This window comes from Arthrobacter sp. AG258 (assembly GCF_004364695.1).
Lineage (GTDB): Bacteria > Actinomycetota > Actinomycetes > Actinomycetales > Micrococcaceae > Arthrobacter.
The window spans coordinates 240,573-267,069 of the sequence record NZ_SOBI01000007.1 but is presented as its reverse complement, the minus strand read 5'-3'; the positions used below and the strand labels follow the sequence as shown (position 1 = coordinate 267,069).

23 protein-coding genes are annotated in these 26,497 nt (G+C 62.0%); 10 read left to right on the top strand and 13 right to left on the bottom strand.

Translation table 11 applies throughout. The features are described 5' to 3' along the window. Nucleotides 1-115: 115 nt before the first annotated feature. The 9 genes from DFO47_RS16280 to DFO47_RS16240 all read right to left on the bottom strand — a co-directional run bounded on the left by DFO47_RS16280 (nucleotide 116) and on the right by DFO47_RS16240 (nucleotide 11,610). Nucleotides 116-2,044: a beta-L-arabinofuranosidase domain-containing protein gene (locus DFO47_RS16280; RefSeq protein WP_133832309.1), complete on the bottom strand. Its 1,929-nt coding sequence runs from the start codon at nucleotides 2,042-2,044 to the stop codon at nucleotides 116-118. A gap of 75 nt (nucleotides 2,045-2,119) precedes the next feature. After that, the gene (locus DFO47_RS16275) at nucleotides 2,120-3,073 is read right to left on the bottom strand and encodes a BadF/BadG/BcrA/BcrD ATPase family protein (protein WP_133832308.1); all 954 of its coding nucleotides are present in this window, start codon (nucleotides 3,071-3,073) and stop codon (nucleotides 2,120-2,122) included. Between the two features lie 51 nt (nucleotides 3,074-3,124). Beyond that, on the bottom strand, nucleotides 3,125-4,378 hold the full coding sequence (gene manA / locus DFO47_RS16270) for a mannose-6-phosphate isomerase, class I (protein WP_133832307.1): 1,254 nt from the start codon (nucleotides 4,376-4,378) through the stop codon (nucleotides 3,125-3,127). Nucleotides 4,379-4,483: 105 nt separating this feature from the next. Then, entirely contained in the window at nucleotides 4,484-6,583 is a 2,100-nt protein-coding gene (locus DFO47_RS16265; protein ID WP_133832306.1) for a glycoside hydrolase family 36 protein, read from the bottom strand. 3 nt (nucleotides 6,584-6,586) lie between these two features. After that, on the bottom strand, nucleotides 6,587-7,567 hold the full coding sequence (locus DFO47_RS16260; RefSeq protein ID WP_133832305.1) for a hydroxyacid dehydrogenase: 981 nt from the start codon (nucleotides 7,565-7,567) through the stop codon (nucleotides 6,587-6,589). 65 nt (nucleotides 7,568-7,632) lie between these two features. Next, complete coding sequence (locus tag DFO47_RS16255; protein ID WP_133832304.1) at nucleotides 7,633-8,478, bottom strand: sugar phosphate isomerase/epimerase family protein; 846 nt, start codon at nucleotides 8,476-8,478, stop codon at nucleotides 7,633-7,635. A gap of 33 nt (nucleotides 8,479-8,511) precedes the next feature. Beyond that, a complete protein-coding gene (locus DFO47_RS16250) occupies nucleotides 8,512-9,384 on the bottom strand; it encodes a carbohydrate ABC transporter permease (protein ID WP_133832303.1) in 873 nt (290 codons plus the stop codon). Next, nucleotides 9,374-10,336, bottom strand: a complete 963-nt coding sequence (locus tag DFO47_RS16245) for a sugar ABC transporter permease (protein ID WP_208294423.1) — start codon at nucleotides 10,334-10,336, stop codon at nucleotides 9,374-9,376. The genes DFO47_RS16250 and DFO47_RS16245 overlap by 11 nt, the downstream gene beginning before the upstream one ends. Then, nucleotides 10,333-11,610 carry an extracellular solute-binding protein gene (locus DFO47_RS16240; protein WP_133832302.1) on the bottom strand — a complete coding sequence of 426 codons (1,278 nt, stop codon included), beginning with the start codon at nucleotides 11,608-11,610 and terminating at the stop codon, nucleotides 10,333-10,335. The genes DFO47_RS16245 and DFO47_RS16240 overlap by 4 nt, the downstream gene beginning before the upstream one ends. Before the next feature lie 103 nt (nucleotides 11,611-11,713). Between DFO47_RS16240 and DFO47_RS16235 the strand changes: the two genes are divergently transcribed. Together DFO47_RS16235 and DFO47_RS16230 are read left to right on the top strand one after the other, a co-directional pair. Next, the gene (locus DFO47_RS16235) at nucleotides 11,714-12,391 is read left to right on the top strand and encodes a DUF624 domain-containing protein (protein WP_133832301.1); all 678 of its coding nucleotides are present in this window, start codon (nucleotides 11,714-11,716) and stop codon (nucleotides 12,389-12,391) included. Between the two features lie 39 nt (nucleotides 12,392-12,430). Beyond that, nucleotides 12,431-13,501, top strand: coding sequence for a LacI family DNA-binding transcriptional regulator (locus DFO47_RS16230; RefSeq protein ID WP_166651738.1), 1,071 nt, complete (start codon nucleotides 12,431-12,433; stop codon nucleotides 13,499-13,501). Nucleotides 13,502-13,706: 205 nt separating this feature from the next. On the opposite strand, the gene DFO47_RS16225 is transcribed toward DFO47_RS16230, so the two are convergent. Further along, complete coding sequence (locus DFO47_RS16225; RefSeq protein ID WP_133832299.1) at nucleotides 13,707-14,405, bottom strand: GntR family transcriptional regulator; 699 nt, start codon at nucleotides 14,403-14,405, stop codon at nucleotides 13,707-13,709. Between the two features lie 229 nt (nucleotides 14,406-14,634). Here DFO47_RS16225 and DFO47_RS16220 point away from each other — a divergent pair, with 229 nt between their 5' ends. The 7 genes from DFO47_RS16220 (at nucleotide 14,635) to DFO47_RS16190 (ending at nucleotide 21,594) form a co-directional block, all read left to right on the top strand. Next, complete coding sequence (locus tag DFO47_RS16220) at nucleotides 14,635-15,801, top strand: mandelate racemase/muconate lactonizing enzyme family protein (RefSeq protein WP_133832298.1); 1,167 nt, start codon at nucleotides 14,635-14,637, stop codon at nucleotides 15,799-15,801. A 95-nt stretch (nucleotides 15,802-15,896) separates the two neighbouring features. Next, nucleotides 15,897-17,270, top strand: a complete 1,374-nt coding sequence (locus tag DFO47_RS16215) for a cation:dicarboxylase symporter family transporter (protein WP_133832297.1) — start codon at nucleotides 15,897-15,899, stop codon at nucleotides 17,268-17,270. Nucleotides 17,271-17,367: 97 nt separating this feature from the next. After that, on the top strand, nucleotides 17,368-18,315 hold the full coding sequence (locus DFO47_RS16210) for a phosphoglycerate dehydrogenase (RefSeq protein WP_133832296.1): 948 nt from the start codon (nucleotides 17,368-17,370) through the stop codon (nucleotides 18,313-18,315). Nucleotides 18,316-18,349: 34 nt separating this feature from the next. Beyond that, nucleotides 18,350-19,429 (top strand): tartrate dehydrogenase, encoded by a 1,080-nt coding sequence (locus DFO47_RS16205; protein ID WP_133832295.1) that lies wholly within the window; start codon nucleotides 18,350-18,352, stop codon nucleotides 19,427-19,429. Then, nucleotides 19,426-19,737 carry a hypothetical protein gene (locus DFO47_RS16200; RefSeq protein WP_133832294.1) on the top strand — a complete coding sequence of 104 codons (312 nt, stop codon included), beginning with the start codon at nucleotides 19,426-19,428 and terminating at the stop codon, nucleotides 19,735-19,737. The genes DFO47_RS16205 and DFO47_RS16200 overlap by 4 nt, the downstream gene beginning before the upstream one ends. A 16-nt stretch (nucleotides 19,738-19,753) precedes the next feature. Then, the gene (locus tag DFO47_RS16195; protein WP_243835507.1) at nucleotides 19,754-20,671 is read left to right on the top strand and encodes a CoA ester lyase; all 918 of its coding nucleotides are present in this window, start codon (nucleotides 19,754-19,756) and stop codon (nucleotides 20,669-20,671) included. A gap of 101 nt (nucleotides 20,672-20,772) precedes the next feature. Continuing rightward, complete coding sequence (locus DFO47_RS16190; RefSeq protein ID WP_133832293.1) at nucleotides 20,773-21,594, top strand: fumarylacetoacetate hydrolase family protein; 822 nt, start codon at nucleotides 20,773-20,775, stop codon at nucleotides 21,592-21,594. Between the two features lie 719 nt (nucleotides 21,595-22,313). On the opposite strand, the gene DFO47_RS16185 is transcribed toward DFO47_RS16190, so the two are convergent. From DFO47_RS16185 to DFO47_RS16175, 3 genes are all read right to left on the bottom strand, one after another. After that, nucleotides 22,314-23,156 carry an SDR family oxidoreductase gene (locus DFO47_RS16185; protein WP_133832292.1) on the bottom strand — a complete coding sequence of 281 codons (843 nt, stop codon included), beginning with the start codon at nucleotides 23,154-23,156 and terminating at the stop codon, nucleotides 22,314-22,316. Nucleotides 23,157-23,344: 188 nt separating this feature from the next. After that, on the bottom strand, nucleotides 23,345-24,796 hold the full coding sequence (locus DFO47_RS16180) for an APC family permease (protein WP_018771069.1): 1,452 nt from the start codon (nucleotides 24,794-24,796) through the stop codon (nucleotides 23,345-23,347). 49 nt (nucleotides 24,797-24,845) lie between these two features. Continuing rightward, the gene (locus DFO47_RS16175) at nucleotides 24,846-25,643 is read right to left on the bottom strand and encodes a tyrosine-protein phosphatase (RefSeq protein WP_081620239.1); all 798 of its coding nucleotides are present in this window, start codon (nucleotides 25,641-25,643) and stop codon (nucleotides 24,846-24,848) included. A 218-nt stretch (nucleotides 25,644-25,861) separates the two neighbouring features. Between DFO47_RS16175 and DFO47_RS16170 the strand changes: the two genes are divergently transcribed. Then, entirely contained in the window at nucleotides 25,862-26,476 is a 615-nt protein-coding gene (locus DFO47_RS16170; RefSeq protein ID WP_056390044.1) for a TetR/AcrR family transcriptional regulator, read from the top strand. Nucleotides 26,477-26,497: the final 21 nt, after the last annotated feature.

The window sequence follows — 26,497 nt, the reverse complement described above, 5'->3', positions numbered from 1 at the left end:
GGGGGACGCGGCCCTGAGCGTCGAAGGAAAACTTCCCGCTGAAATCGATATCACAAACTACGCTAGAGCAGGCCGGTGTGTTGTTCAAGTCACACCGGCCTGCGTTACGTGTTTGTTAGGCAGTGTCCTGGGTGTGTGCCGGGATCCATATCCTCATGGTCGAGCTGCCGCGTTCGGCCCAGGAGTGGTAAGGCACCAGCGCCGCTTGAGCGCTGCCAGCGGCCACCGCCTCATCCTGGCTTATGAAGGGCCAGGCGAGGCTGGACTCTCCGCGGTGCAGTCTTACCAGCCGCACGGTGACAGTGCCGTCCTGTTCGCCGAGGCCTGCCGTTGTGTCTATTTGGGCGTCGGAGAGTTCCCAACCGGATGGGAGGTCAATGGATTCCAGTGCGAAGACTTCGGGGCCGCGTTCGATGGCCACGCAGCCTCGGACAGCGTCAATCCGGTCATCGGGCCAGGAGAACCTCGGGTTCATGGGAAGGTCGAGGGTGATTTGCTGGCCGGGCCGGAAAGCCCGGGTAACTGTGACCGTTCCGGGGTGGGCAGGCCTCGTGTCCTCGCCGGCATCCAGCGTTGCGCCGGTGGCCCAGGCCGGAACCCGCAGACTGATGCTGACGGGTGTATCGGGCGCGTCCGCCACGGTCAGCTTGATTCGTCCCGTTGCCGGGTAGTTTGTTTCTACGTCCAGGATCAGGGCACCGGTGGCCAGTTCGGCGCGGATGCGGCCTGCCGCATACTGGTGGATCTGCATTCCGTCGGCGTTCGTGGTTGCCACATAGGAGCTGAGGCTGGCCAGGGTCCGGGCGACGTTGGGCGGGCAGCAGGACACTTCGAACCACGCTTCGCGGCCGCTGGAGCCTCCCCGGATGCAAACACCGTCTTCGTTCAGTGGCGCCTCCCCGGCGGTGGTGCGCTGATGCAGGGTGTTGGCGTAGAAGAAGGACCTGCCGTCGGCGGAGGGCGAGGTCGCCACAATGTTGTAAAGCGTCCGCTCAATCAGGTCCGCGTATTGCGGGTCGCCGGTTGCCAACAGCAGGCGCCAGCTGAACATGATGGAGGCGACGCCAGCGCATGTTTCGCAGTACGACCGGTCCGGCGGGAGCACGAAGTCTTCCCCGTAGGCTTCGTCCATGTGGTGAGAGCCCATTCCGCCCGTGATGTAGGTGCGGCGGGCGACGGTGTTTTGCCACTGAAGCTTCAGGGCGTCCAGGAGTTCGGTGTCGTTGGTTTCAACCGCAACGTCGACGGCGCCGGCGGCGAGGTACAGGGCGCGAACGGCATGGCCGCGCAGGACGGTGGCGGCGCGGACGGGCATGTCGTCCTGCCAGTAGGCCCGGCCAAATTCAAAGAGCGGAAGTGTTCCGGTGCCTCTGCGTTCGATGAAGGTCTTGGCCTGGTCCAGGTAGTGCCGTTCATCGGTGACCCGGTAGAGCTCCACGAGGGCTACCTCGATTTCGGCGTGCCCGCATACTTTATCCAGTCCGTCGGGCCCGAACATGGTGCAGACGTGGTCGCCAAGTTTTCGGCCAACGTCCAGGAGTTTCGTCGACCCGGTGGCGCGGTAGTTGGCTACTGCGGCCTGGATTAGGTGGCCGAAACAATACAGCTCATGGCCCCACTTGAAGTCGGAATAGCGGGGTTGCTGCCAGGGCCGGCCGAACAATGTGTGGAGGTATCCATCAGGATCCTGGGCTTTGGCGAGCTTGTCGATGAAGGAATCCAGGACCTTGCTGAGGTCCGTTTCGCCTGAGCGGGCGTGTTCCCAGGACATGGCTTCGATCAGCTTATAGATTTCCGAGTCGGCGAATTCCCGTCCCCGGTGCTCGTACTTTTCCTTCGCAGCAGCGTTCTCAAGGTTGCCCAGCCAGTCAAGCCGGGTGACCCAAGAGACCGCATGGGGGATGATGGCGGCGCGGTTTAGTTCCTGGCGTTCCCCCCAGAATCCTCCCGAGAGCGACACCGCCGGCAAGGGCAGTGGCGATAGAACACCTGTTGAGGGGGCGACCGGGAAAGCGTCGGCTGCGGGGACGTTAACTGATTGCACGAGGGCCTCCTTGCCCGCTTCATGGCAGCGGGCGAAATTTCGAGAACGTTTGAGGAGTGAGAAACAGCGGTGGGGCTAGTCCAGTCGCGCCAGATGTTCCGCGACGAGTTGGGTGACCCCGAAGACAGGATCTTGGTCAACACTGCGAACATCACTTATCCCGGCCTTGGCCAAGGCTTCACGGAAAGCTGATTGAAGCTGCATTACATGCATGCCAAGACCCCCGCCCAGAACGACGGGTCCCGTGATGCCCAGTTGAGATAGTGTCTGCGCGGTCATATCAGCGAGATCCTGCCCTGCACGCTCGAGCATCTTCTGGCTGGGGAGGTGCCCAGCATCAGCGGCATCCACTACCAGACGTGCCTGCTGCGCCCAGTACCGGCGTCCTGTAGCCGCCGAATGGTACAGCGCAATCAATTGATTTGGATGATCCAGATCGCAAGCGCGTAAAAGGCTGCGGGTGAGGGCGTCCGCTTCGTAGCCCTGGTTCATTCTGCGCAGGCTGTGGCGGACAGCTTCCCGGCCGAGCCAGTATCCGCTTCCTTCGTCTCCCAGCAGGTAGCCCCAGCCCCCTGCCCGTGCTTCGACTCCGCGCGGATCGCGTCCCCAGGCCGCTGACCCCGTCCCGGCGATGACGGCGACGCCGCTGCTGACACGGCCTGCTGCAAGCAGCAACCGCGAGTCGTGGACGACGCGGGTCAGGGCTTTGGGTGCGAAAGGTGCGATGAGAGCTTGTAGGGCTTCGGCATCGGATTCCGTGTCGATTCCGCCGGCACCGGCATATACCTGCCCAACGTCTCCATACCCGATATCCGCGAAAATCTCCGCTAGGTTGGCGCGGGCAGCTTCCCGGTTGACGTTCTGGACGTTCGCACTGCCGGCGATACTTTCAGCGACGGGCACGCCATTTTCGAACCGTACGCCGTGGGTCTTGGTTCCACCAATATCCAATCCGATCAAGGCTGCCGCTGCGACGTTGGTCGTTTGGATCCCCTCGGCTGTGAACAGGGAGTTTGTTGAGTGGGTCATTTCACGCCTGACGTGGTCGTAAAGGGAACGGTCATAGGTAAGGCCAGGCCGTTAATGTGGCACTGGTTCATGGATCCCTATGGTGGCCACGAAGGCGACCAGCGGCTCCTTAGCGCCTGCCCTCAAGGTCACAGGGTTCTCCTTGGCGCCGAGAAAAGCGGTGTCGCCTTTTCCCAATTCCAATGTCTGCCGTCGTGCTTCGACCACGCCGCTGCCGGAGGCTACCAAGACAATCACCGGAACCCCTGCCGGAAGCTCCGGGTGCCGGGTTCCAGGTTCCAGCTCGATCCTCTGCAATTGGAACTCGTCGAAGGGAGGCTGCCAGATCAGGTGCCCTTTTGCGGGAGAAGTTGTGGCGAGTCTTGGAACGGGCAGGGGCGTGAAGACAACTGTTCTCAACAGTTCGTCGACGTCGATGTGTTTGGTGGTCAGTCCGCCGCGCAGCACGTTATCCGAGGAAGCCATGACTTCTATGCCCAGGCCGTGCAGGTAGGCGTGAATGTTTCCGGCCGGCAGGTATACCGCTTCGCCTGGACGCAGGGAAACCCTATTCAGCAGGAGGGATATCAGGACCCCGGGGTCCCCCGGGTACGCTTCGTTGAGCATCAGCGCCGTCTTCATAGCCGCCGCGTGGGGGCCCTCGGGAATGCTGGAGGCCAGCATCAGTGCCACGGCGCTAACCGTCCCGGAGACTTCATCGCCGCCCCTGATCAGCCCGGCGAAGGCTTGCTGGATGGCAGTTGGTTCATCTGGGCGGGCAAGCGTGGAGCTTAGGTGGGGCAGGAGCCTGGGGACGTCAGCCCCTGTCTCCTGGAAAAATGTCACGAGCGTATCGACAATCTCTTTGGCCTCGGTTGCGGACCGGAACCCGCACAAAGCCTCGAAGTCCGTCAAGGCCAGAATCATTTCCGGCTTGTGGTTGGGGTCTTTATAGTTGCGTGTCGGGGCATCTTTGGGAACACGGAGGGCCTCTTCGGCTGCAAAGCCGGTTGCGGCCTGTTCCCGGGTTGGGTGCACCTGAAGTGACAGCGGAGATTCAGCAGCCAGGACCTTCATTAGAAATGGCAGTGCATTCCCAAAGGCGGCCCGGCTATCCGGCCCCAGCAGACCTTCCGGGTCAGCATCTATCAGCTCATCCAGGCGGGCGTGACCGCGGTTTAAGAGTGCCACCGACGGCGCTCCCGGGTGGGCGCCCATCCACATCTCCGCTTCGGGAGCACCTGACGGGCGGCGGCCAAGGTAGTCGGCGATGAGTGTCTTGGATCCCCAGGCGTAATCCCTGACCCTGTTGTTCAGTTTGTACATAGCTTCTTTCTCCCGAGTCAGGAATCGCAAATGCTTCGACGAAACCGGCGGCGGGGCTATCAGCTATCGAGCAACCGGTGCCGACACGTCCCCGAATGCCCTTTTCTAGGCAGCCTGAACGGTGAAGGTCGCCGCGTACGGATGTCGGCTGCCCGTCGTGTCAGTGAGGAACAGGTACCCGGATGGGTCCCACTTTGTCTCGAAACCTCTACCCGATACCAGCCAGCGAATCGTGATGTCCTGCCCGGTCCAGCGAGGCAAATGCAGGGTGAACTCGTTCTGCTCGTGACCGCGCTGCCATACGGTTACCAGGTCCCTTTCGGAAGCCCGGAGTCCCACGGATAGCCACTGGTCATCCCAGAGGGGTATTCCTGAGGGATAGAAGGCGCTGGACGCTTCGATTTCCGGAAGTAGTGCCTTGTGGACCGATACGGCTTCACGTACCAACGCAAGCTGACCCGGCGTCATCCGGTCGAGGAAGCCCGAGAGGCACATCCGGCCGAGCATTCCGGTTGCCATGGTGAAGCGGATTTCATCATCGCCCATCCCGGGTTGTGGGTAGGACCAGTGTGCTGCCTGCTCCGGCAGGACACTGACGAAGGCATTGGCGGCGATGGGCGGGTATCGGAGCAGGTCCTGCTGGTCGGACGTGGACTGAAGATCCAGGCGGGACAGAAGAGCGTAGTCCTGCCGCATAGCCCCCGAAGCGCAATTTTCGATCGTCACCAGCGGGTGCCGGGTTTTTATCCCGTCGAGCCAGTCAAGGTAGGCGCGGTTGTGCCCGAGCAGGCCGGCGCCGGTGGAGTTGGCGCCGACGTCTGTTCCTGGGCCGGCCGTGATGTTGTAGTCAAGCTTGAAATAGCTCACTCCGAAGTCGTGGACGAGCCGGTCCACGGTCTGGTCCAGATGTGCCCTCGCGGCCGGGTGGCGGAAGTCCAGGTGGTACCTGCCGTGCTCCACCACGCGAGTACCGTTGCGTTGCAGGAAGGCCGCGTCGGGCAGCGCATCAGCCATGGGGCTGCGGACTCCGATGACTTCAGGCTCAAGCCAGATGCCCACGCCCATGCCATGGAGTCCAATGGCGTCGGTGACTTCGCTTAGCCCGTTGGGAAAGCGGCCGGCGCTCGGCTCCCATTCCCCTACCGCGTCCCACCAGTCTGTCCCGTCGTCGTACCAGCCTGCGTCGATGCAGAACACGTCTGCACCGGCCGACTTGGCACTCTTGATCAGGGGCAGGAGCTTTTCAGTGGTGGGGTCACCCATGAGGGTATTCATGAAATCGTTGTAGATTACTGCCGGTCCGGTGGTCACGGGGGTGCCACGGAGTGCCCGGCGGTGTGACGTCATTTCAGCGAGTGCACCCTGAAGACCGTCGTCGCTGACAGCCAACGAGGCAGGAACTGACGTGAACGCCTGGTCTGGCTGAAGCAGGTGCAGCCACTGGTGCTGGTCGTCGGTGGGCCCCAGCAGGGCCAGGTTGGCGCCTCGGCGTGTCTCGCTCAGCTCCCACGCCCACCCGCCGTTGTGTTCTACCTGCCACATCCAGCACCACCTGTCGTCGTCGGCGTCCACCAGGGCTCCTGTCGGCAGAGGTCCGCCCGTTGACCACGATGATGTTGAGGCGCGGATCAGATGCCCCCGCTGGTCTTGGTCGTGGAAACCGAGGTTCAAATCCGGAAGCACGCTCCGCAGGGGCTCCAGGGTCCACTGGTTCTCCCCCAGCCACTGGGACGACCCGGAGGCAAGGCGCAGGGCGGCCGGGTCCACTGCCCGCCCGCCGGTAAGGAGCGGCGCGGCAAAGGAGGTGACCGCCTGCAGCTGGACAGGCTCTTGCCCGGTGTTGCGCACGGTGGTGACGGCTTGGACGGCCCGGACGCCTGCGGCTGCCCTGAACACGACGTCGGCCTCGATTCCGGTTTCGTCGTCACGCTGCTGCACGGTGAGGGTGTGCCAGTGTGCGTCTTTGCCGGTTTGGTGGCCTGTGTACCGGAGCCGGGCCCCGATGGCCGACTCACCGTAACGTTGGCTTGTCCTGGCCCTGCCATGTTGCACGGTCAGGATTTCAACCAGGGCAGGTGCAGGCTCGAAGAGAGTGCCTGGCTCATCTCTGGGATCAAGGGCGGCAACACTGACCGGATGGTCGGTGCCCGTGCGAAGAGCCAGATGAAAAGTGCCGTTGGTCCAGGAGATCGAATTGGTGACCATGTGCTAAGCCATCCTTGCCAGGTCGGACAGGCCGACGGGAAATTTCGGGGGCAGGCCTGCCGCGTAGCGCTCGACTTCCTCCAGTGCGTACGCGGTCATCCTGTGCAGCTCGGTGCCCATCGAGCCGGCGATGTGCGGTGTCAGCAAGACGTTGGGCAGAGTAAACAGGCGGTCACCGGCAGGCAGCGGTTCCGGACTGGTTACGTCGAGGTAGGCCGTGATGCGCCCTGCCTCCAATTCCTTGGTCAGCGCGGTCTGATCGACGAGCTCGCCGCGTGCTGTGTTGATCAGGGTTGACCCGTCCCTCATGGCCGCCAGCTGCTTGGTTCCGATCATGTGGGTGGTCTCCGGGAGGAGGGGGGCGTGCAGTGAGACGATGTCGCTGCAAGCCATGAGTTCATCAAGATCTACCAGCCGGGCCCCGAGCTGCCGGGCCTCTGACGCTGAGATCGTCGGGTCGTAAAGTGCTATGTCGAAGTCGAACGGCTGGAGGCGCTCCAGGACGAGTCTGCCGATCGTGGAAGCACCGACGATTCCGACAGCTCGTTCGTAGTTGCCGCAGTCCGGGAACTCCGCCTCCCTGTCGATCTTGATTTGCCGCTGGGAGTAGAGGCGGCTGGCTGTGATGGCGGACTTTCCTGCCAGGAGCACCAGCGCCAAGGTGAACTCGGCGACCGGGAGGGCATTGGCTTCGGCCGCTGTTGTTGCGGTGATCCCCCTGTCCCAGCAATCGGGCAGGACGTGGCCTTTGATGCTCCCGCCGGCGTGGGCAATGAGTCGAAGCCGCGGCATGCGGTCCAGGACGGTGGCGTCGATGCGGGGGGAAAACCATCCGGTGATCAAGACATCGAGTTCTGCCAGGACGTTGTCCGGGACAGTGGAAAAGTCCTGGATGACGTGGCTGAAGTCGCAGTCTCCAATGGCTTCAAGGCGTGACCTCAGGCGCTTGGAGAAAAGTGCATCCCGCAGGGCTGCGTCCTGCATGGCAAGCCCGATTCTGGGGCGGAACTTTGCCGGTTTGAGCTGTCCTTTGCTGTGTAGTGCCGCGTTCATCGGTCTCCCCCAGGCCAGTGCCGGTCCAGCCACGTGCGGGCTGATTTCAGTGCTACATCCAGTCGGGCCGCCTCTGGGTGCCAGGCTTTTTCCCATTCGAGGGTGATAGTTCCGCGATATCCCTTGTTGACCAACAGGCGGCCAAAGTCCTCAAGGGGGAGGTTTCCCTCTCCCAGGGGGACCGGCGTGCTCACCGGCAGCATGGCGTCCTTGATCTGCACGTTGGCGCGGCCTGCCGTCAGCCACGGCTCGAGAGCAGTCCAGGTTGCCTCCAGAGACTCCCCTGTGCGCCATGGGTGCAGAAGATCCCATACCACCCCGATGTTGCCTTCAACCTTTTCCAGGATCCGAGAGATGTCTGTCCCGGTGGGATGTGAATCATGCGTCTCCAGAGCAGGCAGCACCCCCAACGACTGTGCGTAACCGGTTATGGAGTTGAGCCTCCGGGCTGCGCGCTGGTCCACCTCGTCTCGGGGTTCTATCAGGACCGGAGGTGCGGTGAAGGAGCCCTGGGCGGTCTCGGCTCCCGGGAAGATCCGGATCATTGGAGCGCCGAGATCACTGGCGAAGTCCAGCGTCTGGATGAGTTCGGCGATGACCGCGTCGTCGTCGGTGGTCGCTGCCACCCTGACGTAACTTGCAACGGCTGTGACCTTAACGCCGGCGGCTTCGATGTCCTGGCGCAGTGCTTGCCTGGCTGCCGGTGACAGGGACGGGTCGGCGGGTTCCCCCGGGGCGAGCCGCAGTTCGATTCCAGAAAAGCCGGTGGCCTGCAGCCAGTCCAGCACGACCGGCAGGGGTGTTTCGGGTGCGCCCAGGGTGGAGGCCGACGGCGTGATCATGTGTTTCCTTGTGTAGGGCGGAAGATGAAGGGTTCAGCCTTTGAGTCCGGCGCTGGCCATGCCTTCGACGAACCTGCGCTGGGCGAAGATGAACAGGATGATCATCGGCAGCGTTGCAAGGGTTGCACCGGCCATCAGGTAGGGCCATTGGACGTTGAGGGGATCCTGGGAGAAGATCGCCAGTCCCACCTGCAGGGGTCGCAGTTCGTCTGAGTTGGTGACGATCAAGGGCCACAGGAAGCTGTTCCACGCGGCCTCTATTTGGAAGACGCCGATTGTCACCAACGCGGGCTTGATCAGGGGCGTCATGATCCGGAAGAAGATTCCGAATTCTCCGAGCCCGTCCACTCGTGCAGCATCGGCAAGTTCCGAGGGGAGGGTGACATAGAACTGGCGTGCGAGGAAGGTGTACAGCGGCGCGATGGCCAGCGGGATAATCAAGGCCCACCAGGTGTTCAGCCAGCCGGTGCCGCCCTGGCCCAGAATATCGTTTCCGCCGAAGAACGGAATGGACTTCACCAGCAGGAACAGCGGGACCAGCACGATCTGGAACGGGACCATCATCAGGGCAATGAAATAGTTCAGAAGCCCCTTGGCCCCCCGGATCGGAGCCTTCGCCAGGGCGTAACCTGCCATGGTGCAGAACACCAATGTCAGGGCCGTCTCACCGACGGTGAGAATAAGGCTGTTCCAGAAGTAGCGCAGGAACGGTGCGGCGCCCATCGCTTCGACAAAGTTGGACCAGTGGAATTGCGTGGGCAGCCAAGAGAAGGTGCTTACTTCGCCCGTGGATTTCAGCGCCGTCAGTATCATCCAGATGAAGGGGCCGATCATCAGCACCGAGCCCAGGAGGAGTACCGCGTAGAGGACCACTCGACCGGCTGTGAGGTTATTCCTACGACGCATCCTGGTTCTTCCTTTGCGAACGGCCGCCCAGGTAGATGAAGGCCGCGATGAGTACGAGCATGATGACCGTTTCGGCGGACGCGTAGCCCAGCCGGAGGCCTTCGAAGGCATTGTTATAGATGTCGAAGGTCAGGACGGTTGTGGAGTTGACGGGGCCGCCCTTGGTCATGACGAAGACGAGGTCAAACACCTGGAAGGTCTGCACGATGGCGGTGATGAGGACGAAGTAATGTGCGGGGCCGAGGGCCGGCCAGATGACGTTCCGGAAGACCTGCCAGCGGTTGGCGCCATCGAGGTTTGCTGCCTCCAGCAGTTCCTTTGACACGCCCTGGAGGGCGGCCAGGTAGACAATCATTTTGGCGCCGAGCCCTTGCCAAATGCCCACCGCCATCAAAGCCGGCAAAGCCGTGCCCGGGTCATTGAGCCACTCCGAGCGGGCCAAGCCGAAGAGGCTCCCGACCGCGTTCGCCAGGCCTGCACTTGGGTGGTAGATCCACAGCCAGACCGAGGCTACGGCCACAGTGGCGGTGACCACGGGCAGGTAGTACACCGTGCGGAAGAAGCCCAGCCCGCGGATTTTCTGGTTCAAGCCCAGCGCGATCAGCAGGGCCAGGACCATGGCCAGGGGGACGACGACGAGGGTGTAGGCGATGGTGTTCCGAAGAGCTGCCTGAAACCGGGTGTCCTGGAAAAGCTCCACATAGTTTTCAGTTCCGATGAGTTGCCAAGTGCCCGAGAAGTCGTAGTTTGTGAAACTCAGGAACAGTGCAACCACTGCCGGGACTGCAAGAAAGAATGTGGAGTGCAATAGTGCCGGGGCCAACAGCCACCAGCCGGCGCGGGACTGCTGGCGCGTCAGGCGTGAGCCGTCGCGCCCGGCGGGGCGCGCGGCACCGGGATTGCTTCCCCGCGTCGCGCGCACCGCTGGCTTCGTTTCTTTGATGGTGCTCACTTTGACTGCTGCTCCAGTGCAGAAAGTGTTTCCTGTACCGACTTCTTACCCAGGAGAGCGTCATCGAGGCTGGTGCCGAACGTTCCACGCAGCTCGAGCCAGTTGGCCGCTCCGCCTTCAAATTTGGCGTCGCCCAGGTTTGCCGCAACGAAGGTGCTGGCAGGGTTGGATTTCACGACATCCGAGTCAGCTGCATCCTTGGCAGCGGGGACAGCGAAGTTAAGGGTAGCAATGCCGGATTCGGCCTCAGGCTTGCTCAGCTCCTGGATAAAGTCCCAGGCGGCAGACTTGAGCTTGCTGCTCTTACCCACGGAGGCAAGCTGCCCGCCGGTGAACATCGAACCTTCCTTGTCTTTCAGGTTGAAGTAGACCAGGTCGTCACATACAGCCTTGCCGACACCCTTATCGGAGCAGTCGATGTAGCCTCCGGTGAATCCCATGGCGGCTTCCCCGGTGTTGACGAGCGGAGACTTTGCCGCGTTCTGCGCGCCATACTTTTGCACGTTGTTGACCATGCTCTGCATCCACTCGAGGGCCTGAGTGCCCTCAGAGCCGGAGAATTGGGGATTTCCGTCGGTGTCGTACAGCGGCTTGCCCAGTGATCCGAGCAGGGCGACGAAGTCCTGGCGGTAACCGCCAGGTCCTGCCCAGAAGTCGAAGCCGGCCTGGGTGATGTTGCCGGCCGCGTCCTTGACCGTCAGCTTCTCCGCTGCCGTCTTGATTTCGTCCATGGTGGTGGGCGGCTTGGTCGGGTCCAGGCCTGCCTTTTCAAACAGTGACTTGCGCAGAGCCAACGGCTTCGGGCCCGCGATTAGCGGAACAGCGTAGACCTTGCCCTTGAACTCGGCGGCCGGAACAAGAGCCGGATTGGTGGACTTGCCGAGCGAATCGGCCGTAGCGCCGAATGAGGAGAGGTCCTCGAACACGTTCTTGGCGGCGAAGGGCGGAACCCAGCCGATGCCAGTCACCAGGACGTCGTACCCCTGGCCACCTGCAATAGAGGTGGAAATCTTCTGGTTCAAGGTATCGAACGTGGCGAAGTCAGGTTCGACCGTGACCTTGGGGTATTTCGCGTTGAATGAAGAAACTACTTTGTCGAGAGCTGCTTTGCCCTCGTTGCTGGCCGGGTAGCTCGGAACCAGAACACGGAGCGTGCCGGTAACTTCAGCCGGGTTGGATGCCGGGGCCGTTGATGCTCCACCGGAACCGCAGGCGCTGAGGGCCAAGCTGCCGGCGACCGCCAGCGCGAGAAATCCTGCACGTCGACGTGCCATATCAATCCTCCTGAATTAGCCATCCGACGGTGGATAGCGTGTGCATCGAGTGTATGATATCGATATCAGAGATGCAAGTCACAAGTGTTCGTTTCCTGATTAGATGGACGCTGAAGGCTTCCTGCCAGCAACGAAGCTGCTTAGTAAGGATGGTTACATGGAACAGCAAAGAAGCCGACCCAAGGGAGCGGCCGTTCTGACCGGGCTCGAAGTGGTGGGCGAGGTCCTATTGCTGCAGATTCTGTTCCTGCTGTTCAGCCTTCCTTTGGTGACTGTTCTGCCAGCTGCGGTTGCCCTTCAACGGGCATTCCGGCAGGTCATACTCGAAGACAAGCCGGGCGCGACGCGCCGCTTCTCCAGAGAATTTGCGTGGGCGTGGTCGAGGGTGGGCCTTCCTGGGGCGCTGGCCGTGATCCTTGCAGCCGCCGCAGTGTTTTCCATTCTCTTTTGGCTGTCCACTCCGGGACTGCTCGGGACGGTGGCCCTGTGCATCATCGTTCCTCTCTGCGGTGTCGCTGCTGCCATCCACCTCGCCCTGCTGGCGGCAGCCATGGAAACGGATCCCAGCACCACCCGCCGCAACCTGTGGGACGCGTCGCTCAAAATCGTCCTTACGAAACCCTTGCCGCTGGGCGCATGTGTCCTGGCACTGGCGACATGGGGGATCCTCGCCCTGCGCGTGCCTACACTGATTCCATTGGGCAGCGGCCTCGTGCCGGCCTTGCTGGCGTGGCTGTTGATCAGGAAGCGAGTAAGCGCCCGCACCGGCCTATCCGGTTAGTCAGTCGTAACAGACGCTACCCCTACAACGAGGATGGACATGAAAATCGCCAAAGACTCCCGCAAGCCAGTCATTGCGGATGTGGCACGCCTTGCGGGGGTTTCAGTGCCAACCGTCTCCCGGGTGCTGACGGGAAACATCCCCGTGAGCCAAGGACTGCGGGACCGCGTCGAAGCTGCCATAAAGGAACTGAACTACCGGCCCAGCTCCCTTGCCCGCACTTTGAGAAGCGGCGAGCGGACGATGATCGCGATTTTCGCAGCAAGTACGTCAGCCTACGGTTATGCCAACACCTTGGCCGGGATCGAAGAAGCCGCGCAGGCAGCAGGGTTCTCCGTTGTCATCTCGGCAGTGAGATCCGCTGATGAACCAGACGTAAAAGCAGCGCTGGAAGCAACACTCCAGCAGCAGCTCGCCGGTATCATCGTTCTGGACTTCGACCCCTCAGCAGCAGAGGTCCTCAAGCAACTGCCAACCACCGTCCCGACCGTGGCGGCCTCCGGATTCCCAGTAGGCCAGCCGGGTTTCCCGTACGCCTTCATCGATGAGTACGCCGCCGGCCGGCAGGCGACAGAACACCTGCTACAGCTTGGGCACCACACCGTCCACCACCTCGGCCTGTTCCCGCTCACCCAATTTTCCGGACGGTACCAGGGATGGCACGACGCCCTTGTCGATGCCGGCATAACGCCACCACCTGTACTTGAAGCATCCCGCTCTGCCCGGTCAGGATACGAACAGGGGCTCCGAATCGCCGCGGATCCTGACACGACCGCGATCTTCTGCTCCAACGACGGTCTAGCCGTCGCTGCGCTACGTGCCCTTCATGAAAAAGGCGTGCGGGTGCCGGAAGAAGTTTCCATAATCGGCTGGGACAACCAGCCCTTCAGCGAATTCACCTGGCCGGCACTGTCAACAGTCTCACCCGACTTCAAGGACCTGGGCCAGCGGGCCTTTCAGCTACTCCAGCAACGGCTGTCTGCCACTGAGACTGTTCGGGACTCAAAGGTGAGGCCAAAGCTCCTGCTCCGGGAATCAACAGCAACACCAACTGTTCGCACGAAACCCGAGATAGACAATTATCCAGGGAATGCCCGCGCGGACCGCTAACTACTGCAAAGAGCCGGCGACAGAAGAACCTTCAAACTGATGTCGGTCGAGCACTAGCCCAACAGCCTTGAACTCCTCGATGACCTGGCTGTCACCCTGAATGCCGCGCCCAAGCGAGTTCCGCACCGTCGGTCAGGAAGACCCTCAGGCTGAATAGCCGTGCCGGACAACAGCCACCTCAGCGGCCGAAGGGAAGTCGCCTATGCTAGGCAGTTTTCTCCAGGGACACCGACTGGACGGTTTCGCGTTCCTCCAGGGCTCCGGTGACCGAGGCTGTGAGGCTGTTGGCAATGTGGGTCCGTGCGAGGTCGGCCGCGCCGGGTCCATCTCCGGCGATCACGAGCTCGAGTATCTGGTGGTGCTGGTTCAGGTCGATGGTCCGGGGCTCATCACCGGAGGGAAGCTCCAGACCGATGCGGCGGTACCGATCGGACTTATCCCAAAGATCGTCCAGGAGCTTGATGAAGGTGGCGTTGTGGGAAGCGGTGTAGACGGCCCGGTGGAAGTCGCGGTGCACCGTAATGGCATCCTCACCCCATACCCGCGTTACAGGCAGAAGCTTCTCCGCTGCTGCACGCATTGCTGCGATATCAGCGTCCGTCCTGCGGGCTGCTGCCAACTCCGTTGCCGATGGCTCAAGTGACAGGCGGACTTCAAGGAGTTCGCGCGCTTCCGCGGCACTCATGCTCGCCACGCGGGAATCCCGGTGCGTGTCCATGACGATCAGGCCTTCGCTGGCGAGCCGGCGGATCGCCTCACGCAAGGGAGTTATGCTCATCTGCATGCTGTCCGCCAACTCGTACTGGGAGATGCGCGAGCCGGGGGTTAGGCCACCGGAGAGGATCAGCCGGCGGAGTTCGCTGTACGCCATACTGCCTTTGCTTGAAAAGACGTTTGTGGTCATCTGCCGCTCCGAATCTCTCGTCGGGACGTTCGTCCCCTGACTAACCTGCTACAAGACATCTTATAAGAAATTCTGAATGTGGGCTTGTGCTCCCCATCACGTCTGCGCTAGCCTTGAACCCAAGACCTTATAAGATATTTGTTCGAGCGTTCCCCTCGTAAACCCAACGCCTGGGCTTCGCTAAATTTCAATCTTATAAGATATAAGATCCAACAGGAGAAATTCAAAGATGAAAATTGTTTCTGCCCACGTGGGCACCATCCCCATCAGCTCGTCCATCCGGAACGCATTCATTGACTTCACCAAGATGGACTGCACCATCATCGCCCTCGTCAGCGATGTGTTCGTCGATGGCAAGCCGCTGGTGGGTTACGGGTTCAACTCCAACGGCCGCTACAACGCTACGGGCATCCTGCAGGACCGCATCCTGCCGCGCCTGCTGGACGCTCCCGCCGAGGACCTCATGGATCAGAACGGCGAACTTTCGCCGGAAAAGGCGTGGGACATCATGATGTCCAACGAAAAGCCCGGTGGCCATGGGGAGCGTTCCGTTGCTGTGGGTGTAGCCGACATGGCCCTGCATGACCTGGCAGCAAAGATCGCCGGTGTCCCGCTGTACCGGTGGATCTCGGACCACTACGGTGACGGCAACCCCGACAAGGACGTCTTCGTCTACGCCGCCGGCGGCTACTACGCACCCGGCAAGACCCTTGAAGACCTCCAGAACGAAATGCGCGGCTTCCTCGCCCAGGGCTACAACATCGTCAAGATGAAGATCGGCGGCGCCGACCTGGCCGAAGACCTTCGCCGCATCGAAGCCGTCATCGAAGTCCTGGACGGCGACGCATCCCGCCTCATGGTGGACGTCAACGGCAAGTTCGACCTGGACACCGCCCTGGAATACGGAAAAGCCATCGATAAGTACGGACTGTTCTGGTACGAAGAAGTCGGCGACCCGCTGGACTACGCACTCAACGCCACACTCTCCGAGCACTACAGGAACCCCATCGCGACCGGTGAGAACCTGTTCTCCCTCCAGGACGCACGGAACCTGGTCCGCTACGGCGGCATGCGCCCGGACCGCGACTTCATCCAGGTCGACCCGGCGTTGAGCTACGGCCTCACCGAATACCGCCGGATCCAGGACATGCTGGCCCAGCACGGCTGGTCCTCCCGCCGCTGCATCCCGCACGGCGGACACCAGTTCTCCCTGCACATCGCCGCAGCCCTCAAGCTCGGCGGCAACGAGTCCTACCCCGGCGAATTCCAGCCCACCGGCGGCTTCACCGACGACGCAGTCGTCGTCAACAGCCGCGTAGCCCCCGGCGACCTGCCCGGCATTGGCCTGGAAGGCAAGGCCGAGTTCTACAAGGTCCTGCGCGGCCTGCACGAGTAAACCACCCACACCTGCCTGGTCCCGGGCAGCAGAACTGCCCGGGACCAGGCAACCACCCCTAACTTCTCTGTCTGACGTGCAAAGGAGCACCCAAGATGTCTTCCCACACTGTGCAGGACCACCAGCATTCCCCACACCAGCCCAAACAGTCGTCCCGGTTCGGGCGTCTGATCCGTGAACTCTGGTTCCAGGTACTCCTCGGAGGAGTCCTCGGCATCCTCGTAGGCATGTTCATCCCGCAGGTCGGCTCGCAGCTGACCCCGCTCAGCGACTGGTTCATCGCCCTGGTCAAGATGATCATCATCCCGGTCGTCTTCTGCGTCGTCACCCTCGGCGTTGCGTCCATGGACAGCCTCCGCAAAGCAGGACGAATCGGCATCAAGGCCCTGGGTTACTTCATCGTCCTCTCCCTCATCTCGATGCTTATCGGCCTGCTCGTCGCCAACATCTTCCACCCCGGCGACGGCATGAACATCGACGTCTCCAAGCTGAACGCCGACAAGATCCCCGGCGCCGGCAAGAGCTTTGACGGCATCGAGTTCGTCAACAGCCTGATCCCCACGTCATTCTTCGGCGCCCTCACCAGCAGCGCCATCCCGGCCGCCCTCCTGGTCTCCATCGTCTTCGGCGCAGCACTGAACCTCTCGGGCGAATCCGGTGTCCTGCTCACCGGCGGCATCCGCGCCCTGTCCACCGTCGTGTTTCGGATCGTTGGCTGGCTCATGCGCCTGGCACCCATCGGAACCTTCGGCGCCCTCGCCGCTACAGTAGCCAAATACGGGGCCACCAGCCTTCAGCAGCTCGGCTTCCTCATCCTGCTCTTCACCGCCACCTGCATCGTTTACGTCCTCGTCGTTCTTGGCATCATCGCCCGGACCTGCGGCCTGAACATCTTCACCGTCATGCGCTACTTCAAAGACGAGCTCCTGATCGCCCTGGCAACATGCTCCAGCGAAGCCGTACTCCCGCAGGTCATGAAGAAACTCGAAAACATGGGCGTCGGCAAGCCAACCGTCGGCATCGTCATCCCGTCCGCGTTCTCCTTCAACCTCGACGGATCCGCGATCTACCTCACCATGGCATCCGTCTTCCTGGCCCAGGCCGTCGGGATCCACCTCTCCTGGGAACAGCAGCTGGCCATGGTCGGCATCATGATGATCTCCAGCAAGGGAACAGCCGGCGTCGCCGGCGGAGCCTTCATCGTGCTCGCCGGCTCCCTGGGAGCCGTCAGCGCGATCCCCACCGCCGCCCTCGCCCTCATCGTCGGCGTTGACCGCCTCCTGAACGAAGGCCGCGTCTTCATCAACGTCATCGGCAACGTGCTGGCAACAGTCGTCGTCGGCAAATGGGAGAAAGACTTCGACCTGGCACAGGCCCGCAACGTGATCCACGCATCGGGTCGAAAGAAGAACGAACTCCCGGCAAGGACGGCCGACCACGTCGAGACCGAGACGGTCGACGCCCACTAAACCCTGTCAGGGCCGCCTCTCTCCCGGGGGCGGCCCTGACCCGTGTGCACTTCACCCAGCACCAGCCCACCGCTATACCGACGAGGAACACCACACCATGACGCGGCGCATACTCATCACTACCGACTACCTGCACGCCGGAGATGCCGTCGACCACCTCCTACGCGACCATGGCTTGGAACCCGTCTACGCACCGTCCAGAGGCTCACGGTCCCTTGAGGAACGTCGCTCACTGTTCGACGGCATCTCCGGAGCCATCCTCGCCAGTGAACCCGTTACCGCCGACATGCTCGCTGATGCGTCCTCCCTCAAAGTCATCGCACGCAGCGGCGTCGGCTTCGACTCCATCGACATCCAGGCCGCTTCCGCCGGAGGAATCAAGGTCTGCAACGCTCCCGGAACAAACCACCACTCCGTCGCCGAACTGACCATCGGGCTGATCATCATGGCTGCACGCCGCGTCACAGAGGTTACGAATGCCGTCCGGCAACGCCACTGGCCGCGTGAAGCCGGCCACGAACTCCGCGGCTCCACGTTGGGCATCATCGGCTACGGGCCCAGCGGACGGGCCACCGCGAACCTCGGGGTCGCCCTCGGCATGAACATCCTCGTCAGCACCGCCCACCCAGACCCCCGGAACACTGCGGTCCGGTTTACCGACCTCGACACGGTCATCCAGGAATCCGACTACCTCTCCCTGCACACCCGGGGAGGCCAGGCCACCGGACAGCTCATCAATGCCTGCCGGCTGCAAGCAATGAAACCCACTGCCGTGCTCATCAACACCGCGCGGGGCTCACTCGTGGATGAAGACGCACTGGCCAAAGCATTGTCCGACGGCACCATCGCCGCAGCTGCCTTGGACGTTCTCGAAAGGGAGCCCCTCCCCGACGACAGCCCTCTTCGGGGCCTGGACAACGTGCTCATCACCTCCCACCTCGCCGGGCAAACCGTCGAAGCCCGTGCCCGGGCTGGGCTCGCAGCCGCCCACGCCGTCATCGACGTCCTCGAACACCGCGAACCGGCACACCAGGTCAACCACTAAACCCCATCGAGCGAACAGTAAGAAGGATCCCTGAATGTCGACATCCCACCGCATCGCAATCATTCCCGGCGACGGAATCGGCACCGAAGTCGTACCCGAAGGGCTGCGCGTCCTGGACGCTGCAGCCTCAGCCTTCGACCTCAACCTCAAATACGAACACTTCGATTACGCCTCGGCGGACTACTACACCCGGCACGGCAAGATGCTGCCCAACGGGTGGTTCGAGGAACTGACCCAGTTCGATTCCATCTTCTTCGGCGCGGTCGGCTGGCCCGACGTCGTCCCAGACCACGTCTCCCTGTGGGGAAGCCTCCTGCAGTTCCGCCGCCACTTCGACCAATACGTCAGCCTCCGCCCCGTCAAACTTCTTCCCGGGGTGCCCAGCCCCCTCACCGGCCGGGTCCCGGGCGACGTCGACTTCTACGTCGTACGGGAAAACACCGAAGGCGAATACTCCAGCATCGGCGGAAAGATCTTCGAAGGCACCGACCGCGAAACCGTAGTCCAGGAAACAGTCATGACCCGCACCGGCGTGGACCGAATCCTCAAATACGCCTTCGACCTCGCCCAAAGCCGGCCCAAGAAACACCTCACCTCCGCCACCAAAAGCAACGGCATCTCCATCACCATGCCCTACTGGGACGAACGCGTGGAGGAGATGGCCAAAGGCTTCTCCGATCTGAAGGTGGACAAGTACCACATTGACATCCTGGCCGCTAACTTTGTCATGCACCCGGACTGGTTCGACGTCGTCGTCGCCAGCAACCTCTTCGGCGACATCCTCTCCGACCTCGGACCGGCGTGCACCGGAACCATCGGGATCGCCCCCAGCGGCAACATCAACCCCGAACGCCGCTTCCCCAGCCTCTTCGAACCCGTCCATGGCTCCGCGCCGGACATCGCCGGCAAGGGCATCGCCAACCCCATCGGCCAAATCTGGTGCGCCGCAATGATGCTCGACCATCTCGGAGAGCCCGAGGCAGCAGCCGCCATCACCACCGCCATGGAAACCGTCCTGGCCCGTGGACCCAAGGCACTCACACCGGACATGGGCGGCAACGCAACCACGAAGGAACTGGGCAACGCAGTGGCAGCAGCGCTGACCGCATCATGACCCCCTCGACCGTCCCCAACAACGGCCGCACACCCGCCTTCGAAGAGCGAATCATGCTCCGCCAGCACCTCCACTGGCGACGGCTCATCGGAGCGACTGTTCAGATCCGCCAGCACGGCCAACTCATCCGCACCGGAACCGTGGATGACGCCATGGCGGACTCCACAGCGCTCTGGATCGCAGGCGACGCCGCCCAACCACGCACCATGTACGAAGCTGCACACGAGATCGAGGTGTGGGCCCACCCGGAAGAAGCCGAAGACGGGACCTGCTACCGGATGACATCGACAGCACCATCACATAACTGACTTAGCACGGAGACCCATGACGCAGCCCACCTACATGCCCCAAAGCACCGAAGACACCTCCTACTCCACCCCGGTGCTAAGCAATGTGTTCCCGGGCTTCATCCCGGAACGCAATATTCCCGCAGAGATCGCCCGTTCGTGGCTGCTGGTCAATGCCATGAAGCCGGAGCTCTTTGACCAATCGGCCGTCTCCCGCGCCGATTCGATCATCCTGGATATTGAAGATGCCGTGGACCCGTCGCAGAAGGACAAGGCCAGGACCAATGTGGTGGACTGGCTGACCGCCGGCGGCCAGGCCTGGGTCCGGATCAACGACGCCACCAGCCCGTTCTGGGCCGATGACCTCGCGGGCCTGCGCGGCACCCCGGGCCTGCTCGGCGTCATGCTCGCCAAGACCGAATCCGCGGACCAGGTCACGGAGAGCTTCCACCGCATGGACGGCAAGACCCCCGTGATCCCGCTCGTGGAATCCGCCCTCGGCATCGAGGAAGCCAACCACATCGCCAAGGCCCAGGGAGCGTTCCGCCTGGCCTTCGGTTCCGGCGACTTCCGCCGCGACACGGGCATGGCCGCCACCCCCGAGGCCATGGCCTACCCGCGGGCCAAGCTCGTGGTCGCCAGCCGCGTGGGCAACCTGCCCGGCCCCATCGACGGCCCCACCGTCGGCACCAACCACCCCATCCTGCGCGAACAGACCGGCATCACTGTGATGATGGGCATGACCGGCAAGCTGTGTCTCGCGATCGACCAGACGCCAGTCATCAACGAGGTCATCAGCCCCACCCCGTCGGACGTCGCCTGGGCCACCGACTTCATGAACGACTTCGAAGCCAACGGCCGCGTTATCCGCGACGGCTCCGACCTGCCCCGCCTGGGCCGCGCGGAAAAGATCATGAAGCTCGCCGTCGCCTTCGGGGTGCAGCCGGCACATTAACGCCCGCGCCGCCGCCCGCGTGGGCGGCCAAGGCGAACAACCACGCCCTTCGCACGTCCGCCCACTGCCGTATCAGCAACCAAGATCTGAAGAGAGAACGAATGGCCTACGCAAACTACCGATACAAGGGTCACAACTACCTTGGCGAAGTTCACGGCGAATACCTCATCCCGCTGGCCGGGCTCACAGACATCGGACCGGAAACATCCGCCGATCTCCTTGCCAGTGCCGCCCGCCTGAGGGAATTACGGGTTCCCCTATCCGAAGTCACCCTGCGCGCGGCGTCACCAAAAGCCGGCAAGATCCTCTGCGTGGGCCTGAACTACAAAGACCATGCCGACGACACCAGCACGGCCACCTTTCCCGTCCTCTTCCCCAAGTACACAACCACCCTCATAGGACCTGCCGACGACATCATCCTTCCCCCGGAATCCACCCAGGTCGACTTCGAGGGCGAACTCGCCGTCATCATCGGCAAGACAGGCCGCCGCATCACCGAACAGAACGCCATGGACCACATCCTTGGCTACTGCGTCTCCAACGACATCACCATGCGCGACTTCCAGAACAAGTCCCACCAATGGCTGCAGGGCAAGATCTGGGACAACACCACCCCGCTCGGCCCGCACATCGTCACCCCGGCAGAAACCGACATCTGCAAGGCCGGCATCAGCACCACCCTGAACGGGGAAGTCGTCCAAAAATCGGACCTCTCCCACCTGATCTTCAGCATCCCCACACTCATCGCCACCATCTCCGAATTCACCACCCTGGAACCAGGGGACGTCATCCTCACCGGCACACCAGCCGGAGTCGGATACCGCCGTGACCCCCAACTGTTCCTCAAAGACGGCGACTCCGTCACCGTGACAGTCGAAGGGGTCGGCAGCATCACAAACACCTTCAGGGCAGAAACCACCTGATGCATACCCTGTGGAATTTGCCGATAAGTGCGGCGTTCTATGTTTAGCCGGTGTCGATAGTTCTTTCTGACGAAGATGCCGGGGCAGAGCTGACGCACGGACGTTAGGTGCCCCGCGCTTCCTAGATGTTCGTCGGCCGGCACCATAAGGCCACACTTACAAAGCAGACATAGGTGTGGACACTGTCAACACCCAATTTGGCAGGACAAACCTCGGGGCACGACTCTCGCACGCACGCCCTAAGACCGACTCCCAGGGACGCCCTATAGCGAGATCGCCGAAGTCATGTCGTCCCCACTCCCCTGAGCCATGAATGAGTGTTGGACAACCACGCCCAACCAGACAGCACCCGAACGAGGAACCATATAACCCACTTCAGCAGGCGGAAGGACCACCAGCCAGCGTCCCGAGCCCGCCACCCACACACCTGAATAGGCCATCGCGGCGGCCAGGCGACAGCCCGCGACCCAACCCGTCAGACGACGCGACCGCAAGCTTTGTCAACACGTCAAAGCAAAATCGCCTCTGACGAGGGAATACGTCGTGCCCGTGGTGGGACTCGAACTACATTCTCGCCCTTGCAAACACTGGGAACCCGCGAAAACATCGGAAATACGGGCGCATTTGGAGGCAGTACGGGATAGTCCGGGACCAGGAGTGTGGACAAAGTCCACACTCCTTTTCCAATTAACTCGTGAAAGACGGGCTGTAGTGGTTAGTCAGGGAATCGCTTGCATCGCCGGGGTGGGTCCGTCGGCGCCAGTGGTGCAGATACTGACCCGGGGGTCGAAGGCGATGGCGCCGGGCTCGACTGCGATCAGTCCCCCATCCACCGGGATCGTGGCGGCGTTGACGTACGAGGCCTGATCGGAAAGCAGCCAGGCAATGACATCGGCGACCTCGGAGGATGCGGCCGGGCGCCGGCTTGGGACGAACGCTGTGGCGAGGCTATAGGCTTCCTCGCGATCGATGCCGCTGTGTTCAGCGAAGTCGCCCATCTCCATGTCGGCCATCTCTGTCCGGGTCCAGCCTGGGCATACTGCGTTGGCGCGCACCCCGCGCGGTCCGTAGTCGACGGCCACGGACTGCATCAACATGGCAAGGCCGGCCTTCGTGGCATCGTAACCGGCGATTCCAGCGGTAGCCCGAATTGCGGCCGCCGAGGCCACCCCTACGATCGAGCCGTTGGCTTTGATCAGGTGCGGCAAGGCGGCACGGACTAGTAGGAAGGGCCCGGTGAGGTTGGTGCTGACCATGGCGTTCCAGTCTTCATCGGACAGCTCGCCGGCACTGCCGGCACGGACAATTCCGGCATTCAGAACCAGGCCGTTGATGGTGCCGAATTGATCCACGGTGTCCTCGACCAGCCGTTCCATATCGGAAACCGAAGCGACGTCTGCGACAATAGCGTGGGCGCCGGTTGTTTCAGCGACCTTGGCGATAGCTTCCCGCCGGCGTCCACAGATGACAACTTCCCACCCTTGGCCCCGGAGTGCTGCGGCGGTGGCGGCTCCGATTCCGGTTCCTCCGCCCGTAATAACTGCAACTGGTGTGGGGGTCATTTGGATCTCCCGGTTCTGTTTCGGAGTGTGTGCTGTTGCCGTCTCATGAAGGACTAACCCTTCGACTTAAACAAGGGTGCGGCGTACCTTTGCGCGTCATTCTGGTGGCTTCAATGCCGAAATGCTTTCCCCATCGACGATGGCGGATACCTTGCTGCCGCCAGAGGGGCGGCAGCAAGGTATCCGCGTCAGATTACTTCTTTGGCGTAGTCGATGTCGCGTCTGCTCCTGCCGAAAACCAGGCCGCCAAGCATCGCGGCGGGAATGAGGACGAGCAGCCATTTCGCGGCAGCGTTGTCAGGCCCAATGAGGGAGTCGTAGTTCTCGACCGTCACGTAGCCGATGTAGGAGAGGATCAGGGTGGAGAGAGTGGGTGCGATCTTGGTCGCCCAGATACTGGTGTTGTCTTTGGTCCGGAAGAAGAACACGACGATGGATACGGACGCCACGATGAGGATGGTGATGAAGGCTGCCGTTGCCAAGGCGCTGAACCAGGCGAACACGACGGTCAGCGGATCTGCGCCGAAGACCAGGAAGGCAACCACGACGATGCCGACGGCCACGCCGTTGGCCAGGGCTGCGGTGGCGGGACTCCCATCCTTGGAAACGGTGGCCAGCCTGGCCGGCAGGACTCCGGCACGGCTGAGGGCGAAAAGGTAGCGGGCGAACATGTTCATCAGGCCCAGCAGCATGGCGAGGTAACTGGTCACGACGAGAACCTGCATGGCCATGCTCAAGACGCTCCCTCCACTTTCGGAGGCGAGGTTGAAGATGAATCCCGCAGGGTCATCCGTTGCCGCCTGTTGGATGTTGTCCACCCCGATGGCCCCTCCGATAACCCAGATGGAGAGCGTGTAAAAAATTCCGACAAAGGCAATCACGGCGTAGAGGGCCCGCGGGATCGTCTTGCGGGGGTTGATTGCTTCTTCAGAGAAAACCACGGTTGCTTCGAAGCTGGTGAAGCACAGGAAGGCGAACAGCAATGCAATGCCCAGGCCCGGGCTGAAGAGGTTTTCTGGCGTGAAGCCAGAGAATGTGAAGACTCCTGGCCCCTTGCTGGCAACGAGCACGATAACGAGGGCAGCCACTACGAGCGTTTCACCAATGATGAGGACGGCCAAGAGTCGGATGCTCGTGTCGACGCCCCGCATAGTGAGTGCCGTGGAGATCAGAAGCAACGCGACAATCCAGACGAGCGGGGGCACGGAGAGTCCCGTGATGCTCTCCAGCAACTGCCCGGCGAAGACGCCGAACTGCGACCAGAGCCCGACCTGCAAGCTGAGGTACATCAGCAGCGCCAGACCAGCTCCTGCCGTGGCCCAGGGTGTACCTAGGCCTTTGGCGATGTAGGCGACGAAGCCGCCGGCGTTGGTGACATACCTGCTCATGCGCAGGTATCCGACGGCGAAGAGTGCGATGAGCAGGGCAGCGATCGCGTAGATCAAGGGGGCTGCCGGTCCAACCGCAGCAAAGACCACGGGACCGGTGCCCACGACGGCTGCCATGGGGGCCGCCGCTGCGATGACGAAAAAGGCGATGGCGAAGACGCCGAGTTTATTTGAGCGGAGATGGCCTGCTTGCGGTGGGACAGGTGTGCTGGACGGCGTCGTTGCCGGCAACTCGCTGACATTATCAATCATGGGTTTTCTCTTTCGGGCAGATAATGGCCGTAGCCGTGGTCGGGCTTCCTCAGACGAGGAGCCGTGCCTTGAGTTTGTTTGTGAGCGCCGGAGTGATGCCGAGTCCGTCTTCCAAGTAGGAGTGACGTGATCCCCAGGCGTGCTCCACGCTGTGCCATGCGGCTTCGAGGTACCCTTGCCGCGCTTCCAGCAAGGGTGTGATGACTGTTCGCAGGTGCCTGTCGATGGGCGCGACGCTGCCTGCGGAATCTCTGATGAGGTATTGGTTCTCCGGCAATGAACTCTGAACGTAGTCTTCGAGGATTGCGGTTTCAGGTACTCCCAGGATGGTCAAAAGGATGGCTATTGCCCATCCGGTTCTGTCCTTCCCTGCCGAGCAGTGGACGACGACAGGCAGCTCAACTCGAGCCAATGACTGAAGGAAATTGGCAAATACCGATGGGTTGCCGGCTATGTCACGGGCATAGAGCCGGTGCATTACCTCTTCAGCCTCCGCAGCAGTCAGCGTCCTGCCAAGCTCGCTCACGCGACCTTCGCGAACCGCAGACCACAGGCACGCGTCCCTGCTGTCTTGAGCCTGAAGTGGCGTTTGTACAGCCGTTAGCGCAGGCACGCAACGGTCTTCGGCGTCGGATTCCCAAGGACTTCGCAGATCCATGAAGTGCAGGCGTGCCGCCTCCAGCCTCTGACGGTCCAGGGCTGTCGAGTATCCGAAGTGTCCACTCCTGTACACCATGCCTTCAGCCACACGGGATCCTCCGTGCGCTGGCAGTCCCCCGAGGCTTCGGAAGTTCCGGACGCCCTCAAGGGAGTTAGGGCCAGCCAAGCCTGGTGTGACCTGTTTCATACATAAAAGGTAAACACTGAATGTTTCGTACTGCAATAGAACACGTTAAATGTTTGTTGCATGACTAGTTCAGAACTTAGGCATAGTGTTCAATGTTTTCAACCGCATCGGAGCGGCCGCGTACCTCTTCTTCAAAGTTTGCACAGACTGTTCACTTTTAGGATCTGATGTGCAATCATGTGAAGCAGATCACCAGCACCCCACACGAAGGACCAGAAATGAGTGCCTCCAACAAGCCCCTCTCCCTTCGGGAACGCAACCGCATGAGAACCCGCGGCGACATTCTCGACACCGCAGCTGAGCTGCTGAGTTCGGAGGGGTACGCCTCTACCGCGCTCGAGGTCCTCAGCCAGCAGGCGGGTATTTCGAGGGGCACCATTTATGCCCACTTCCCCGGCGGAAGGGACGAAATTGTCCGCGAAGTTTATCTGCGGATCGCCGACGCCGTGTACGTACGAGGGATCAGCTTGCGGGATCCCCTGACGGACCCCGGCGCAAGAATCACGGCGCTGGCCACGGCGTTGGTGGAGGCGACAAAGGAGCCCAAGGGCCGGTTCTACGGGGTGATGGGACCGGACCTGGTGTCAGCACTATCGGACGTCATGGGCTCGACTTCCCGCTCTTTCGAAGAGCTCATTGCGCGGGATCTGAAGGATGCCAAGGACAGCGGCACCTTGCCGGAGGACGCACCGACTGAGGCCTTGGCTGCAACGATAACCGGGGCGATCCGCGCTGCCGGGGCTGCTGCAGCACGTGAGCCGGCGAACGCCGGGCCAGCGGTCGCGGCTATCCGGTTGCTCATGGACGGACTTCTAGTACGAGCCACTGTCTGACCCGCCAAGGGTCCGAAAACC